Below are 16,257 nucleotides of genomic sequence, written 5' to 3' on the forward strand. Positions count from 1 at the left end.
TGACTTCTAATGTAGATTAAATGAATGAGATTATGTTGTGTACAATATACAAAAACAATTAACTATTAGGCATTTAATTTATTATAACCACATAATTTGCTACACAACATATTCATCGAATAATATTACGTGCATCCCATTTATATCTCTCCTTTTGATACTCAGATTAGACACCACATCCTTATGCGAAGTACCTTTCATCTGCTCCCTTTCCTCTTCTATCCAGATGGTTTGAAAGCCATCACGCACATTCAACCACTTCGATAAATGATAGCAGAGAACAGGAAATCTTTTCCGTTGCCGTTCCCTTGTAGAAGCAGGAATAGGAATTAATATCGTCTTTTCAGGAGAATTATAATAAGAAATATTCTTCATGCAAAGAGATACAATCTTAGCCACCAGCATCCCGCAATGCCCTCCCTCTTTGAATCGGAAAATCAAATTACTGATACGCTTTTGATGTACATCTATTTTTTGAATACGCGTAGGATAATAATCATGTACATAGTAGCATGTACTCCCGTCAATCTCACAACTTCCGGTGAAAGCTGTATCATAAGGATAAAACTCTGTTTCCACTCCACAATCATAAGAGAAAACCAATATATCCTTATACATACTCAATCTTTCCGAAGATTCCGCCCGTCCGATCCAGCCGACTGATCCTCCGGTATTCATCAATCCAATGCCTATTTCAAGTTGTATATTGAACGACTGATGCGAAATGACATACCAGTCATAATCCTTACAAAGTATCGTAAAATCGCTAAAGTGATCAGATAAGAAATAAAAAAGACCTCCTTCTTTCAGTACAATTACAAATTCACCCTGTGGTTGTCGGTGCAGATAGAAAAATTCCTCATAACTTCCCAACTCATAGCCCATTGGAACTTTATACCCATCTACTACATAGCCAGAATCATATTCAAAAAGCATATTAAAGTCTTCAACCATAAGCACTATATTCTATTTCAATATTTTATGCAAATATACTACCTTGACTTCCGAAGGGAAACATCATTCATTATTCTTTTAGCTTCTTTTATCACAAAGGAGTAAACGCACCGATTATAAACAAAGAAACGGCTTTCTCCCACCTATAAAAGCAGGAAAAGCCGTTCAATTTTATGAAAGTCTATTAGTTTACACTTTGCTTTTTACTTATTTGCAGTACAATAGGGATTTGTTGTTCACTGACCCTTCGTACAAGTTGTTCCGTAATCCATTCCCTGAACATGGCGCAAAACGCACTCTTCATACGGAAAGCAAGCATAATAATCATATTAAGATTATAATAATCCAACCATCCATGCTTACCGGGAGCATATTCTATCGGCATATCTTTTCTCACCGCATACTCATGTAATTCACCTTCAGCAAAAATCTTTTTGATTTGTCGTTCAACAGATGCTCCGCCAACATTGAATATATCGGCGATCTCCCGTATATTCATCCAGATGCTCCCATCCTCCGCAGGTCTGAGAGCAATACGAACACCGCCGGAATCCTTTGCTTCTATAATTACTTTTCCTTCGTCCATACTCTATATTCTATTATCATTATGAGTTTAACGCTATTGATTCGAATTCATCTAATTTCCCAGATAACTGCTGCATATCATTACGTATCTTATCATTCGTGATGCGGGCATAAATCTGTGTCGTTTCTATATTCGTATGTCCTAACATTTTGCTGACTGTTTCAATGGGAACACCTTTAGCAAGCGTGACAGTCGTCGAAAATGTATGTCTTGCGAGGTGGAAAGTAATATTTTTATTAATTCCGCACAAATCAGCAATCTCTTTCAGATAAGAATTTAACTTTTGATTACTTAATACGGGCAATAATTCACCTTTAGGTAATTGTCCATCATACTTCTTCAGTATAGCCAATGGAATTTTCAGAAGTGGAACATTTACCGGGGTATCTGTTTTTTGGCGATGCCTCATAATCCATAGCTTACCATCAAACGAGGTACAGATTTCACTTGCTTTCAGCGTCTTTATATCAATGTAACTGAGCCCGGTAAAACAAGAAAAAATAAATACATCCCGCACCTGTTCCAAACGTTTCGTTGGGAACTTTTTCTTCAATATTTTCTGTATCTCCTGTTCGGTCAGATAACCTCTATCCACGCGTTTCAATCGAATTTTATAATTCATGAACGGATCAGTATAAATCCAACCGTTATTTTTTGCCATAATGACAATCATTCGGAAAGTCTGCATAAATTTGGCGGTTGTATTCTCATTACATAAACTGACGGTTCGTAAATACGTTTCAAAATCCGTAATGAACATATGGTTGATTTCCTTCAAAGCAATATCTGTAATATTATACTTTGCCTTCATAAATTCTTCCATTCTTCTGTAGCATCGGTCATACTTCGCCATAGTAGCAGCTGTTTTACTGATACCAACCAACTTTTGTGCATCTTCATTATGCTTCTTGAATAATTCTAAAAGAGTTCGTTGCTTGGCAGTAAATCCCAGAAAAGCATTTCTCACTTTCTCCGCAGTAACAAACGACTCATGAATTTCAATATCACGATAGTGATTTTTTAGAGAGGTACGTATATCTTCCAGCAAATCATTCAATTGACGTGCCTTTACAGAATTACCGGCTGCTTTACCCAGCTTCACGTCCCATGCCTTTGGATCCACATTCAATTTTGAACTGAATTGTGTGACATCACCACTTACCGTCAGTCTGACCATTATACAGACTGTTCCATCCTTGTTTACTTGATTCTTTCTAATGTAGAAGAGAATCTTAAATGTACTCTTGCTCATATACCTTGTTTTTTATGTCCGTAACAATGGGCTTATAATTCCCACTGCAAAGGAACGATTAACAATTAGTTTATGAACGGACATCTAAGAGACAACGAGCGACAAATCAGCAACTTAACATCAAAATCGTTACTATTTTATTTCGTCTGATTTTCAGTAACGATTTAGTAACACTACTTTGTCCAAACGGGGCATTTTCTTGTCTTTTTCTTGTCTGGCGACAAAATAAAAAAGTCCCGTAAAACCTTGATTTTACGGGACTTGTCTTAGCTTTTCCACTATTTGTCTTTAGTGTTCAGCGGAGAGACAGGGATTCGAACCCCGGGTACCTCGCAGTACAACGGTTTTCAAGACCGCCGCAATCGACCACTCTGCCACCTCTCCAAAACTTCTTTATCAGAAGTGCTTTTCGTTAAAAGCGGTGCAAAGGTACGAATATATTTTAAACTTACAAGAGTTTTCACAAAAAAAAAATCACGAACATCATTTCCAAAGAATAGCAATATCTAGGTATTTTATGTTGAAAAGCATAAAATAGAGCATATTTATGCTGATTATATGAAAAAACGTTGTAACTTTGTGCGCTCTAAAGAAAAGGATAACTACAACCTCTAATTTTATCATTTATGGAATTAAATAAGATCTTTAAAGACGGTCTTTGGAGCACAGAAATCAACGTAAGAGATTTCGTTAGTCACAACATCACTCCGTATTATGGAGATGCTTCTTTCCTCGAAGGACCTACCGAACGCACTAAAGCTGTATGGAACCGCTGCCTCGAAGCACTGGCAGAAGAAAGAGCCAATAACGGAGTACGCTCACTGGATAATGTCACCGTCTCAACCATCACTTCTCATAAAGCCGGATATATCGACAAAGAAAACGAACTGATCGTCGGTCTGCAAACAGACGAACTTCTGAAACGTGCAATCAAACCTTTCGGAGGTATCAACGTGGTGAGCAAAGCCTGCCACGAAAACGGCGTGGAAGTGGACGACCGTGTAAAAGATATATTCACTCACTACCGCAAGACGCACAATGACGGAGTATTTGACGTATATACCGAAGAAATCCGTTCGTTCCGTTCTCTGGGATTCCTCACCGGACTTCCTGACAACTATGCCCGCGGACGTATCATCGGCGACTACCGCCGTATGGCTCTCTATGGTATCGACCGACTGATTGAGGCAAAAAAAGAAGACTTGCATAACCTTACCGGTCCGATGACCGAAGCCCGCATCCGCCTGCGCGAAGAAGTGGCAGAGCAAATCAAGGCATTGAAGGACATGAAGATAATGGGCGAATACTACGGACTCGACTTGAGCCGTCCTGCCTACACCGCACAAGAAGCAGTACAATGGGTGTACATGGCTTACCTTGCTGCCGTAAAAGAACAAGACGGTGCTGCCATGTCACTGGGTAACGTCTCTTCGTTCCTCGACATTTATATGGAATATGAATTGAGCAAAGGAACTATCACAGAATCTTTCGCACAGGAGCTGATCGACCAGTTTGTCATCAAACTGCGTATGGTGCGCCACCTGCGTATGCAATCTTACAACGACATCTTTGCGGGCGACCCGACATGGGTAACCGAATCTCTGGGCGGACGCCTCAACGACGGACGCACGAAGGTGACAAAGACTTCTTTCCGCTTCCTGCAAACACTCTACAACCTCGGCCCTTCACCGGAACCGAACCTGACTGTATTGTGGAGCCCGGAACTGCCGGAAGGATTCAAAGAATTCTGCGCAAAAGTATCTATCGACACTTCTTCCATCCAATATGAAAACGACGACCTGATGCGTGAAGTGCGCCAGTCTGACGACTACGGAATCGCGTGCTGCGTATCTTATCAGGAAATCGGAAAACAAATCCAATTCTTCGGCGCACGTTGCAACCTGGCAAAAGCCCTGCTGCTTGCCATCAACGGCGGACGCTGCGAAAACACCGGTACGGTAATGGTGAAAAATATCCCCGTACTAACCAGCGACACACTGAACTTCGAAGAAGTAATGAGCAACTACAAGAAGGTATTGACAGAAATCGCCCGTGTTTACAACGAAGCGATGAACATCATCCATTATATGCATGATAAGTATTACTACGAAAAAGCCCAAATGGCTCTTGTAGATACCAACCCGCGCATCAACCTTGCTTACGGTGTAGCCGGACTTTCTATCGCCCTCGATTCACTGTCGGCCATCAAATATGCCAAAGTGACTGCACGCCGCAATGACATCGGTCTGACAGAAGGTTTCGATATTCAAGGCGAATTCCCTTGCTTCGGTAATGACAACGACAAGGTAGACCACCTGGGTGTTGACCTGGTCTATTTCTTCAGCGAAGAATTGAAGAAACTTCCGGTTTACAAAAATGCCCGTCCTACTCTGTCTTTGCTCACCATCACTTCCAACGTGATGTATGGCAAGAAAACAGGTGCTACTCCCGACGGACGCGCCAAAGGTGTCGCTTTTGCTCCGGGAGCCAACCCTATGCACGGACGTGACAAGAACGGTGCTATCGCCTCTTTGAGTTCCGTAGCGAAATTGCGTTACCGCGACTCACAAGACGGTATCAGCAACACCTTCTCCATCGTTCCGAAATCACTGGGAGCTACTGAAGAAGATCGCGTAGAAAATCTGGTGACAATGATGGATGGTTACTTCACCAAAGGCGCTCACCACTTGAACGTAAATGTGCTGAACCGTGAGATGCTTTACGACGCCATGGAGCATCCGGAAAAATATCCGCAGCTTACCATCCGTGTTTCCGGTTATGCCGTAAACTTCGTGAAGTTGAGCCGCGAACATCAATTGGAAGTAATCAGCCGTAGCTTCCACGAACGTATGTAATCAGATCTACTCAATATGACGATAAACGTACATTCATACGAAAGTATGGGAACATTCGACGGGCCGGGCTTACGGCTCGTCGTTTTTCTTCAAGGATGCAATTTCCGCTGCCTGTATTGTGCCAACCCCGACACGATAGCCGGAAAAGGAGGCACACCTACCCCACCGGAAGAAATCGTCCGCATGGCTATGAGCCAACGTCCTTTTTTCGGGAAACGCGGAGGAGTCACTTTCTCCGGAGGAGAACCTACGTTTCAGGCCAAAGCACTAGTCCCTTTAGTGCGTGAACTGAAAGAAAAGGGAATACATGTATGCATAGACAGCAACGGCGGTATCTGGAACGAAGAAGTAGAAGAACTTTTCAAACTGACGGATCTTGTATTGCTGGATATTAAAGAGTTCAATCCGGCACGCCATCAGGCACTGACCGGAAGAAGTAACGAGCAAACCATCCGCACGGCAGCATGGCTGGAAGAAAACGAGAAACCTTTCTGGCTGCGTTATGTATTAGTGCCCGGATACAGCGATTTCGAGGAAGACATCCGCCGTTTAGGAGAGGCTCTGGGAAAATATAAAATGGTGCAACGAGTGGAAATCTTGCCTTATCATACATTAGGCGTACATAAGTATGAAGCGATGGAGCAAGAATACAAGCTGAAAGACGTAAAAGAAAATACCCCCGAACAACTTGAAAAAGCCGCGGAGGTATTTAAAGAATATTTCACTACTGTGGTGGTCAATTAGTTGAAGAAGTTGAGAATTGAGAGTTGAGAATTGAGAGTTAACTATGCAGTATAACAGTGCGCAGCCAACTCTCAACTTTCCATTCTCAACTCTCAAATTCTTCGATCACCTCAAAACAGGGACACTCTTTGATCCGTTCCCAGGGGTCTACAATTCCATTATAATTAGTGTCAGGGCTCAAGTCCCGGTGACCGACCACCTTTGCATCCGGATAACGCTGCAACAACTCGCTTACCAGACGATGCATCGCCTCTTTCTGGCGGGAAGTACGTGTATCCGCTGCCTTTCCGTTCTCATCCAGCCCGCCTTCATAGCACACCCCTAAACTAATCGCATTAAAACCGCGTGCATGAGCACCCACCGTATCTTCATCCCTCATCGGTTCTATCTGTCCCGACTTGCGGATATAATAATGATACCCCCAACACGAAAAGCCCCGAAAGCGATGGGCAGTGTCCACATCCTTCGCCGTGAAGTCGCGATCAGCACGGGTAGCAGAGCAGTGAATCACAATCAGACTAATCTTTCTCATCGTCCTTCTCCCTTTCCGTCGTTTTCACATTACACACTTCCTTATGGGTAGCATTGAAGCGCACCTCTCTCACAATTCTGTTCCGCTTTCTTTTTCCGAAGAAAGGCACAAGGAACATGATTACATCCAAAATCTTAGTTACAATTTCTTTCATTTGATTCAATATTAAAGTTATCATGCTGCCGGATCCGGAGCTTCTCCGCTTCCACCACCGTCTGAACCGCCACCGGAACCTTTGTCATCGTCTTCTCCTTCATTGCCGCTACCGCCCGTTTGAGCCACCGCACGCGTCGTTACCTGCTGGTAGCTAAGAATCTTCGTGATGTCCGCCAACGTCTTTCCGGGACGGAAAATAATATGGGCAGCCGTAATCAGCGAACTTGAAAACTCCTTGACCGACACAGCTCCTTCACTGTTCAACCCGATCTGCAAACTGCCCAAATCACCCAGCCGGACTATTCTTCCCGCTTTCAACGCACGCTTCGCCTCATAAAGAATACCCGAAATGGCGGCACGCACATCTGTCTCCGTACAGGTAGACCGGCTGGTGATTCCCTCGCACAACTCTTCAAAATCCAACTCTCCCGAAGCCTGTGCCTGCGCGTAATACTTTGCCGACTCATCCTTTTTGGCAGGATTCTTGCGCGGCACTACTGAATAAGTTACTGTCATTGCCATAATAAAATAATTTTAAGATTTCACACATTTCGAACGCGTTCCTTATTTGTTAACGACATAAAGATAACACATTTTCCACCCTCCGGATTCCCCAACGAAGTTTCCTGATACTCTATGAATAATAATGACGTTATTCTTTTAATAAACCATTAATTTTCAGTAACTTTATAGCATAAATCAAACATCATTCATCATGTATTATCCGGACCAACCGTTTCTTATCCGCACTTATAAAAAGTCGGAACTAGCTCATCTTTACAACCCCAACGTATGCCTTAAAGTAGCCTTACAAATACTACGTCGTTGGATTGTCTACAACCTTCCGCTCCTGCAAGAACTCGAACAAGAAGGCTATCGTGCCCGCAACCGCCTTCTCTCTCCCCGGCAAGTGGCAACGATCATACGCTATTTGGGAGAACCCTAAGAACTTAATCAAAAAAACGAAAAGTTCCATTCTATTATTTTACAAACAAATTTCTTTGCAACCGCAAATTAAAAAGAACAAACCAACATGGATCATTTTACCATCTTTCAAGACTTTTACCGCGTCATAGCCGAAATGACAGAAGAAGAAATCGTATCGGCCATCAGCAACGGCACATACCGGGAAACAGTGGAGGACGTGCGCCGAATCTTCGCGGAACAAGGCGAGAAAGCAGCCAACGAAAAGAAAATAGAACTACCGGAAATCACCTTTTCAGCCAACTACCGGGGAGGACGTTCAAACGCAACTCTCGTCAAGTATCTGGGATACATCGTGGTAGACATCGACCATCAGACACAGGAAGCATTGGCACGCATCCTCGCACTGGCAAAAAAGTGTGCCCACACCCGCATCGCTTTCATCAGTCCCAAAGGAATGGGACTGAAAATCGTGGTACGTGTATGCCGGACGGACGGGACATTGCCCGAAACGATTCAGGAAATTGAAGATTTCCATCATGCCGCTTATCACAAAATCGCTTCCTTTTATGCCCAGCTCTGCGGAGTTGAGGTCGACACTTCCGGACAAGATGTCAGCCGTACTTGCCTGTTCTCTTACGATCCGGATATTTATTTCAATCCCGATGCCACAGCTGTCATCGTGGAACAGCCACCGATGTTCTTCAAGTCTCAAAAGAAGAAAAGGGCATCCGGCAAAAAGAAAAAGACGACAGCACCAGACAACAATCCCCTCACCGAACAAGTGGCACTCAACTACCATTCCTCGCACGCTTCCTTAATGGTGACTCTGAACTATTATCACAATAAATCCGAAAAGTACGTCACCGGCAACCGGAACAACTACCTGCATTGCCTGGCTTGTATGTACAATCGCTACGGCGTCCCCCAGGAAGAGGCGGCAGCTTTTATCAAGAGCCAGTTCACCGATCTTCCCGCGGATGAAATGGACGCACTGATCGGGAGTGCTTACGGACACAACGAGGAATTCGACACCCGCAAGCTGAATAGTACGCAGAAGCGAATATTACAGATTGAGCAACATATCAAAGAAAATTACGATACACGCTACAACGAAGTGCTTCATATCATGGAATATCGCAGAAGGAAAACGGACACGGAGCAACCGGAACCTTTCCATATTCTCGACGAAATGATGGAAAACAGCATTTGGATGGAGATGAACGAACTAGGCTATTCGTGCACCGTCAAAACGATTCAGAATCTGATCTACTCCGACTTCAGCAGCACCTACCATCCTATTCGCGAGTATTTAGACTCGCTGCCTGAATGGGACGGAACGGATTATATCGGTATCCTTGCCAACAGCGTGCATACTAGTCACCAGAAATTTTGGGTAGAATGTCTGGAACGTTATCTGGTGGGAATGTGCGCTGCCGCCACGCAAGACGATGTGGTGAACCACACTGTTTTGTTGCTTTGCAGCGAAATACAGAACATCGGAAAGACTACGTTTATCAACAACCTGCTGCCGCCCGAATTGCGCGCCTATCTTTCTACCGGTCTTATCAACCCGAACAACAAGGATGATCTGGCCAAAATAGCGCAGGCGATGCTTATCAATCTGGATGAGTTTGAAGGGATGAACGGACGGGAACTGAATATCTTCAAGGATTTGGTTACCCGCAAAGTAATCAGCATCCGCCTGCCATACGCGCGGCGTTCACAGAACTTTCCTCACACGGCTTCTTTTGCCGGCACATGCAATTATCAGGAAGTGCTTCACGACACCACTGGTAACCGCCGTTTTCTCTGCTTTCATGTCAACTCGATGGAGTTTATCAAAATAAACTACGCGCAGTTGTATGCACAAATCAAGTATCTGCTCAACAAGCCGGGGTATCAGTATTGGTTCACCCAGTCGGAAAACTCACGGATTGAAGAGAACAACGAGGATTTCATTTTCCACTCACCGGAAGAAGAACTGGTGTTGACACATATCCGCAAACCGGAACGTTTCGAAAAGGTGCATTATCTGACGGTCACTGAAATTGCGGAATTGATTCGCGAACGAACGGGGTATCAATACTCTCACGGAACCAAAGCCCAACTAGGAAAAGTGATGTCCAAACACGGCTTCGAATTTCATAAGGGAAAAAACGGGAGAAGATACACTGTATTCATTATTGATACGGAACAGGTGAAATCAAACAGGCTATATGAATAAGATTTCATCTCCTTCGCACGCAAAAAGGTGAGGGTTGGTGAGGGTACTTTTGCAACTTTTCATTTTTATATTTCTTATTTCTATTCTTCTATTTTCTTCTAAAAAAAAATACGAATGTTAGAAATTTACCCTCACCTACCCTCACCTTTTCCTTTTTCTTCCTCAAAAAAACGGTGGGAAATTTGAAAAAGACAGTTATCTTTTTCAAATTTCCCACCATGTTTTTTTAATCGCTTCTTATAAAGACATCGAAAATTCGATCCTACAACCTAACGCATTCATGATGCGATAGAAAGTAGAAACCTTAGGTTCTGTCTGACCACTTTCCACTCTTGAAATATAAGAACGGTCGGAACCGATACGCCGGGCTAACTCTGCTTGAGTAATCTTAGCCTTTTTCCTTGCGTCTTCGATAATTTGCCCGGTGTAGAAAGCATACGCTTTTTCTTCTGCTTCCGCACGAGTAACAGTTCCCTCCTTACCAAAACGCTCATCTATTAATGCGCTGACATTAAAGAATTCCTCATTTGTTTTTGCTTCCATAATACTCCTTTCTTAATATCTTTGCTTTTTCAATTTCTTTCTTTGGAGGTCAATATGCGAATTGTTGTTCAACTATACAACAATCGTCTTTTTATTTTATATTATTTTTCCTCAAATTCTCCAGCACGCTTTTTCTTCTCATAAGACACCAGCGTCTCTACACTAAGCGTTTTCCCATTCTTAGGGCTTATCACATCTACAACGCTTGCTAACGCACGAAAAGTCTGTTCGCAATTTGCTACTCCGTCATACGTCAACCTACCCAGATTGATGGCATCGAGCACAACAGAGACATATTGCTTCGGATTTCCCCGATACTCGATGATGATAGGCGTGAGATGCGACATCTCTCGAGTCAGTTGACTGACGATTCTTTTTTTTGGTCGAGCAGATCCATTAATTTTTCACTATGCACATTGATTTGTGCGGTTACTTCACGAAGTTCATCTTTCAATGAACACAATAATTCATCATTCAATGAATTTTCCATAAAACTTTCTATTTAATTGATTATAAAAAAGCCATTCCAGAAAGATAAGCAATCATTACTTACTTCCCGGAATGGTGTCTAATACCTCGAAAACAAAGACTTATATTCTAACCTAATGTACTCACTTTAATCCACTTCTTTTGATTTTGCATTCCATACCAGCAAAGCAAACAACACCGAAAGCAAAGCAGCACCAATCCAAAACCAATTGATATAGGTAAAGTCATAAACATCTACTCCATTCTGAACCGTCTTTTGCCCTTCTATTAATATACCGCTCATCACATCCTGCAATCCGGCTCCGATGTAGCTGGCAATACCGACTACTCCCAATGCAGCACCCGAAGCATTACGGGGAGCAATATCCACTGCCATCAAACCACCCAGAAAACAGATCAAAACTCCGATACCTAAACCGAAAAGTACCATTGCCAACACGTCTATCCAAAAATGTACGCCCGGAACCAAGAGAAACAGACAAAGTGCTATTACATTCATCAACCCAAATACTAAAGCTGGAATATTACGACTGCCGGAAAACATTTTATCGGAAATGATACCGGAAAATACTGTGCCAATGATTCCACAGATAGAACTGATTGATATTATAAAACTGGCATCCAGCGTAGAATATCCCTTTTGAGCTTCCAGATAGAAAACACCCCAACTATTTACCGCATAGCGGCTAATATACATAAATGCACTGGATAAAGCCAAAATCCAAATTGCAGGATTCTTCAAGACAGCCTTTTGTGCTTTGTTGAAATCTTCCGTTTGTTTACCAGACAAAGAATGGGAATCCACAGATGAAGAATTTTTGTTCAACAAGAATCCCTGACTCTGTGGCGTATCACGCATAAAGACAAGCATCATAAAGAAACCTAATATCCCAATAATGCCAGCTCCAATCATCCCGTACCTCCATCCCATCCAACTGACTAATAAGGCTATGGAAATAAAGGTTAATGCTTCACCCAAATTATGACTAGCAGACCAAAAGCCGTAAAAAGTTCCCCGTTCTTTACTACTGTACCACCGAGTGAGCGAAACCACTCCGGATGCTGCTCCCATCGACTGAAACCAACCATTCAATCCCCAAAGTAAAGCAAAAGCATAAAAGGAGCTAGTGAAACCTAAACATAAATTTATCAAAGCGGAACACAATAACCCGGTAGACATAAAATGCCGAACATTACTACGGTCAGCAAGAAAACCATTCGTCAACTTACCCACTGCATACACAAAAAACAGACAGGAACCGATGATTCCTAATTGCGTTTCGGAAAATACTCCCTCCTCTACAATTGGCTTGCGCACTACATTCATGCTAAGACGACAAACATAGTAAATGCCATATCCGGTAGTAGCCGACAAAAATGTAGCCCAACGGATGCGCTTAAAGCGGGAAGAATCTTCTGAATCAGTCTCTCCCCCGGCTAGCGGGGAAGAGATTTTATAAAAATCCAATATTTTAAATGACATAACCGAAGTTTACATATTAATGAAAGGCGTCTATCTTATGCTCATTACGTTTCTTACGGGCTTGCAAGTATTCCAGTAAATAAGCGGTACGATCAGTCTGGATAATCGTTGCTCCAAGTTTATCTATCAAATATCCATATCCTTCATCCGGGTTTTCCAATGATTTGTCGTCATCATGTCCGCCTGCCATCGTATCCCAAAGGGTATTATACCAGATTTTACTTTTTCCTTCCAGCTTCGTCCTCACTTGTTTGGGGAGTTGACAAGTATCCGATTCGAACAACAATTCGAAGGCTACCGGATGAAGTTCTTTCATGAAATCATCTATTTGCTGCATAGCTCCCGGTCGATCCAAATGTACGATTGGCATATATATGATCCGGTCTAAATATTTTCCCAAATCCTTTTTCACTTCTGCAACAGGCTTTGACCCCTTCATGATGATCTGTTCAACGGTTCCGGTTTTCTCCAGAATGGGGAAAATCTCATCGAATATCGGATAAGCCTTATCCAAATTTACCATAACGCGCCCTTTGGCTGTCAATAATGCTTCCTCTAATGTAGGCACACGATGTTTGGTTCTCAAAGCAGCGCCATTCTTCAGACGGAGTGTCCGGATAGAATCCAGTGTCCACTCGGCAACCTTACCTTTTCCGGTGGTCGTTCTATCCAAGGTCTTATCATGCATAAGGATCAACTGTCCGTCTTTGGTTTTCTGAACGTCCAGCTCCACGACGTCGGCTCCCAACCGGATAGAACTCTCTATTGCTGCCAGCGAATTTTCAGGTGCAAAGCGCCAATCCGCCCGGTGGGCGACTACGGTTACTTCTTTATTATCAGGATTCGTAATCTTTGCGTAAATTGCCTTCACCGGTTCATCTGCAAACAAGCGGAAAGGAAACAGCAAAATAATTCCTATTATCAGGTAGTTTTTCATATTCATTTTTATCATCTATACTTTGGGGGATTATCTATACTTTTTGGATTTTAAATACTTGGCAGCTAATTCGGCATAATCAGTCTGTACGACATTAATACGTTTGTTTATCATGCCTACCAGCCCCGAATAGTTGTCCGACAACATGTTCGTATCATTCGCTCCTACGATATTGGAGAATAAAAGCCAACCTTTGGATTTAATGTCTTCCGTCATCGCTCCCGCAAGAGCATCCGAAGTGGAAAGTTGCATCATCTGCACATTGTCCGTGTAAGATGAAGCAAAATAGGTAATATCATCTGAAGCTTTTGCCATCGGATGCAGTAACAGAGCGCTGTTCGCCGCTTTCAAATCGTATGCATAATTACGGTTGTTTGAAACATAAAGCAGGACTTCGTTTTCCATGTCGAGTTTTTTAAGTAATGCCACCATTGTCGCTACGGCAACGTTTTTGTTGACTATATCCAAGTTAAAATAAACCTTTCCTTTGCCTTTCTTCAATGCGTCCTCTAAAGTGGGGATTCGTTCGTTTGTCAGATTCCCTGCTGCATCTTTAAGATAGAGTTGCTGTAATTGCTGATAAGAATAATCTCCTACCGCACCGCTTCCGTTAGTGGTTCTGTCGATCGTATTATCGTGCATCAGCACCAATATTCCGTCAGAGGTGGGACGTGCATCAAGTTCGATCATTTCTACTCCTGCATTGATTGCATACTCTATGGAAGTTAATGAATTCTCCGGTATGCCATCGGCTATACCTTTCTGCGTGTTCGCCCGATGGGCACAAAGCCAGACCTTATAGGAACTATCATCAAATAAATTCTTTAAATCGGTCTTCAGATTTCCTGTAATAGGCAATTGTCCGCCCGGTTCGCCTCCCGGATTCTCTCCCGAGCCTCCCAACTGTGCACTGGTGTGGCGGCTGTCTTTCCCTTTCATCGGCCATGCCGAAGCTGCACATCCGGTTATACCTTCATCTTCCAAAGCTACCAGGACACTCTTCGACGGATCTACCGTGTGAGTAACGCCAATATAGATCGTTCCATCCGGTCCGATTGTAGGCGAACTCCAGATTTTTCCGATACCCGCTTCCCAGTTATCTTTTAAAGGAGAATCGCTCTCGCTAATCAGTGCAGCCAAGTCTTTTTTCAAGATTAGCTGTTCTTCCGAGGATTCGGGTTTAATGATATAATAATTACCGGATTGCGTTCCAAAATGAATATTTCCGGCCTGATCGATTGCCGCACATCCACTGACGTCTTCCGGCACACCGTAATGCCATTGAACAACTCCATTAGGAGATAATGCAACGATTCCTCCTGTGGCTTCACCCGGAGCACGTTTTACCGTTACAATGATACTTCCGTCCAAGCCTATCACAACACCCCCTTGGTCTAGTGTTCCTACATTTCCTAACGAAGTACGCCATTTCTCAACCCCGTCGCTTCCAATAGCAAACGCACTGCTTCCTATACTCGGGAAGGTGGCAATTCCGTATATAGTGCCGGTTGCGTCCACAGCTACGGAAGCATTCATGTTTTCTGAAGGCTTATCATTTCCCGAACTATATATTTGCCATGCCCACATCACATTACCACCTGTATTCAGTGCAGACGCCGACGCGCCGAATAAGCCGTTCTTTCCACCAGCCCAAATTAATGTGTTGTTCGCCAATGCTATTCCGGCAGATACTCCCCCCGACGGGCCTCCGGAATTGTCTGCGTTTGCCACATAACCTACTCTGTAACCGGTATTCTTATCGACAGCAAGCACAGATCCCGTAGAGCCGCCGTTACCCATATAGATATGATTCTCTCCAATCGCACAAGTCAGATAATTAATACGAGGCTTTGAAGCCTGTCCTTTATTCCAAAATCCTTTTTCAGCATCTCCGGCAACGACCCATTTCTTTGTTCCATCGGGATTGATGGCATATACGCGCCCTATTTTGCCACTTGTGTCGCCTGTTCCTACATACACAGTACCGTCCGTATCAATGCTCGGAGTGGTATGCGTATTACCGGACGGAGAATCACCGTCAGCCGATGTCCATAAGTCGAACTCCCACAATTGTTCACCGGTAGCGGCTGAAAATTTCCGCAAATAATGGTCATTGGAAGTCATATATACATTATTATCATCACTGACTGCCGGAGCCGTAGAACGTATTTCGCCCAACACGTGGGCACCTACCCATTTCAGTTTCACATTGCCGACTTCGGGCAGAGGTTCAGCTTCAATCGTCAATAATTTATGAGCCATTGCATAATTTCCTTTACTGTCTTTCACATGCAAAGTCACTGTATATGCTCCATTCGTTTCGTAAGTCACTTTAGGAGCAACTTCTGTTGAAGTCTCTCCATTCCCTAAATCCCATTGGCAGGTATAATTACCTTCTCCGCCTACTGTCTCATTCGTGATACTGACTTCTTCGCCTACATAGTAGGTTGTCTTGTCAAAAGTAAATTTAGCTGTCAGCGCATTTTCTTTCCAATCATCCGAGCATGCTGAAAGTAGCAGCAAGCAGATAAAAAACGTTGTTACTATTCTTATATTCTTCATACTTTGTTCTTTC

Annotated in this window: 16 protein-coding genes and 1 tRNA gene; 4 read left to right on the forward strand and 13 right to left on the reverse strand. The window is 43.2% G+C overall.

Features of this window, described 5'->3' with window-relative positions:
• Nucleotides 1-99 precede the first annotated feature (99 nt).
• From DW173_RS07045 to DW173_RS07060, 4 genes are all read right to left on the reverse strand, one after another.
• Nucleotides 100-954, reverse strand: coding sequence for a ribose-phosphate pyrophosphokinase (locus DW173_RS07045; protein ID WP_233562112.1), 855 nt, complete (start codon nt 952-954; stop codon nt 100-102).
• A 184-nt stretch (nt 955-1,138) separates the two neighbouring features.
• Nucleotides 1,139-1,540 carry a hypothetical protein gene (locus DW173_RS07050; RefSeq protein WP_005832617.1) on the reverse strand — a complete coding sequence of 134 codons (402 nt, stop codon included), beginning with the start codon at nt 1,538-1,540 and terminating at the stop codon, nt 1,139-1,141.
• Between the two features lie 19 nt (nt 1,541-1,559).
• On the reverse strand, nt 1,560-2,792 hold the full coding sequence (locus tag DW173_RS07055; RefSeq protein ID WP_120144146.1) for a site-specific integrase: 1,233 nt from the start codon (nt 2,790-2,792) through the stop codon (nt 1,560-1,562).
• A 299-nt stretch (nt 2,793-3,091) separates the two neighbouring features.
• Nucleotides 3,092-3,176: transfer RNA gene (locus tag DW173_RS07060), tRNA-Ser, on the reverse strand.
• Between the two features lie 242 nt (nt 3,177-3,418).
• Here DW173_RS07060 and pflB point away from each other — a divergent pair.
• Together pflB and pflA are read left to right on the forward strand one after the other, a co-directional pair.
• Nucleotides 3,419-5,647, forward strand: coding sequence for a formate C-acetyltransferase (gene pflB, locus DW173_RS07065; protein WP_120144148.1), 2,229 nt, complete (start codon nt 3,419-3,421; stop codon nt 5,645-5,647).
• Between the two features lie 15 nt (nt 5,648-5,662).
• Nucleotides 5,663-6,391, forward strand: coding sequence for a pyruvate formate-lyase-activating protein (gene pflA, locus DW173_RS07070; RefSeq protein ID WP_004308786.1), 729 nt, complete (start codon nt 5,663-5,665; stop codon nt 6,389-6,391).
• Nucleotides 6,392-6,476: 85 nt separating this feature from the next.
• On the opposite strand, the gene DW173_RS07075 is transcribed toward pflA, so the two are convergent.
• Genes DW173_RS07075 through DW173_RS07085 form a run of 3 tightly spaced genes read right to left on the reverse strand, consistent with a single transcriptional unit; the run spans nt 6,477 to nt 7,601 of the window.
• Nucleotides 6,477-6,923, reverse strand: a complete 447-nt coding sequence (locus tag DW173_RS07075) for an N-acetylmuramoyl-L-alanine amidase (RefSeq protein WP_044133339.1) — start codon at nt 6,921-6,923, stop codon at nt 6,477-6,479.
• Nucleotides 6,910-7,101 (reverse strand): hypothetical protein, encoded by a 192-nt coding sequence (locus tag DW173_RS07080; protein ID WP_022199419.1) that lies wholly within the window; start codon nt 7,099-7,101, stop codon nt 6,910-6,912. Before DW173_RS07080 ends, DW173_RS07075 begins: the two co-directional genes overlap by 14 nt.
• Complete coding sequence (locus DW173_RS07085; protein ID WP_004305836.1) at nt 7,098-7,601, reverse strand: HU family DNA-binding protein; 504 nt, start codon at nt 7,599-7,601, stop codon at nt 7,098-7,100. Before DW173_RS07085 ends, DW173_RS07080 begins: the two co-directional genes overlap by 4 nt.
• Nucleotides 7,602-7,794: 193 nt before the next feature.
• Between DW173_RS07085 and DW173_RS07090 the strand changes: the two genes are divergently transcribed.
• Both DW173_RS07090 and DW173_RS07095 read left to right on the forward strand, forming a co-directional pair.
• Nucleotides 7,795-8,025 carry a DUF4248 domain-containing protein gene (locus tag DW173_RS07090; protein ID WP_004302304.1) on the forward strand — a complete coding sequence of 77 codons (231 nt, stop codon included), beginning with the start codon at nt 7,795-7,797 and terminating at the stop codon, nt 8,023-8,025.
• Between the two features lie 87 nt (nt 8,026-8,112).
• A complete protein-coding gene (locus DW173_RS07095; protein ID WP_074910036.1) occupies nt 8,113-10,230 on the forward strand; it encodes a BT4734/BF3469 family protein in 2,118 nt (705 codons plus the stop codon).
• A 237-nt stretch (nt 10,231-10,467) separates the two neighbouring features.
• Here the strand turns inward: DW173_RS07095 and DW173_RS07100 are convergent, their stop codons facing one another.
• The 6 genes from DW173_RS07100 to DW173_RS07125 all read right to left on the reverse strand — a co-directional run bounded on the left by DW173_RS07100 (nt 10,468) and on the right by DW173_RS07125 (nt 16,244).
• Nucleotides 10,468-10,773 carry a helix-turn-helix domain-containing protein gene (locus DW173_RS07100; protein WP_004325432.1) on the reverse strand — a complete coding sequence of 102 codons (306 nt, stop codon included), beginning with the start codon at nt 10,771-10,773 and terminating at the stop codon, nt 10,468-10,470.
• Nucleotides 10,774-10,874: 101 nt separating this feature from the next.
• The gene (locus tag DW173_RS07110) at nt 10,875-11,120 is read right to left on the reverse strand and encodes a hypothetical protein (RefSeq protein WP_117683964.1); all 246 of its coding nucleotides are present in this window, start codon (nt 11,118-11,120) and stop codon (nt 10,875-10,877) included.
• A gap of 8 nt (nt 11,121-11,128) precedes the next feature.
• Complete coding sequence (locus DW173_RS24310; RefSeq protein ID WP_004302294.1) at nt 11,129-11,263, reverse strand: hypothetical protein; 135 nt, start codon at nt 11,261-11,263, stop codon at nt 11,129-11,131.
• A gap of 126 nt (nt 11,264-11,389) precedes the next feature.
• Nucleotides 11,390-12,745, reverse strand: a complete 1,356-nt coding sequence (locus DW173_RS07115) for an MFS transporter (RefSeq protein WP_118407646.1) — start codon at nt 12,743-12,745, stop codon at nt 11,390-11,392.
• A gap of 16 nt (nt 12,746-12,761) precedes the next feature.
• Entirely contained in the window at nt 12,762-13,682 is a 921-nt protein-coding gene (locus tag DW173_RS07120; RefSeq protein WP_182425111.1) for a glycerophosphodiester phosphodiesterase family protein, read from the reverse strand.
• A gap of 30 nt (nt 13,683-13,712) precedes the next feature.
• Nucleotides 13,713-16,244: a glycerophosphodiester phosphodiesterase family protein gene (locus DW173_RS07125; protein WP_120144150.1), complete on the reverse strand. Its 2,532-nt coding sequence runs from the start codon at nt 16,242-16,244 to the stop codon at nt 13,713-13,715.
• Nucleotides 16,245-16,257 lie beyond the last annotated feature (13 nt).

It is taken from the genome of Bacteroides sp. AM16-13 (assembly GCF_003602705.1).
Lineage (GTDB): Bacteria > Bacteroidota > Bacteroidia > Bacteroidales > Bacteroidaceae > Bacteroides > Bacteroides xylanisolvens.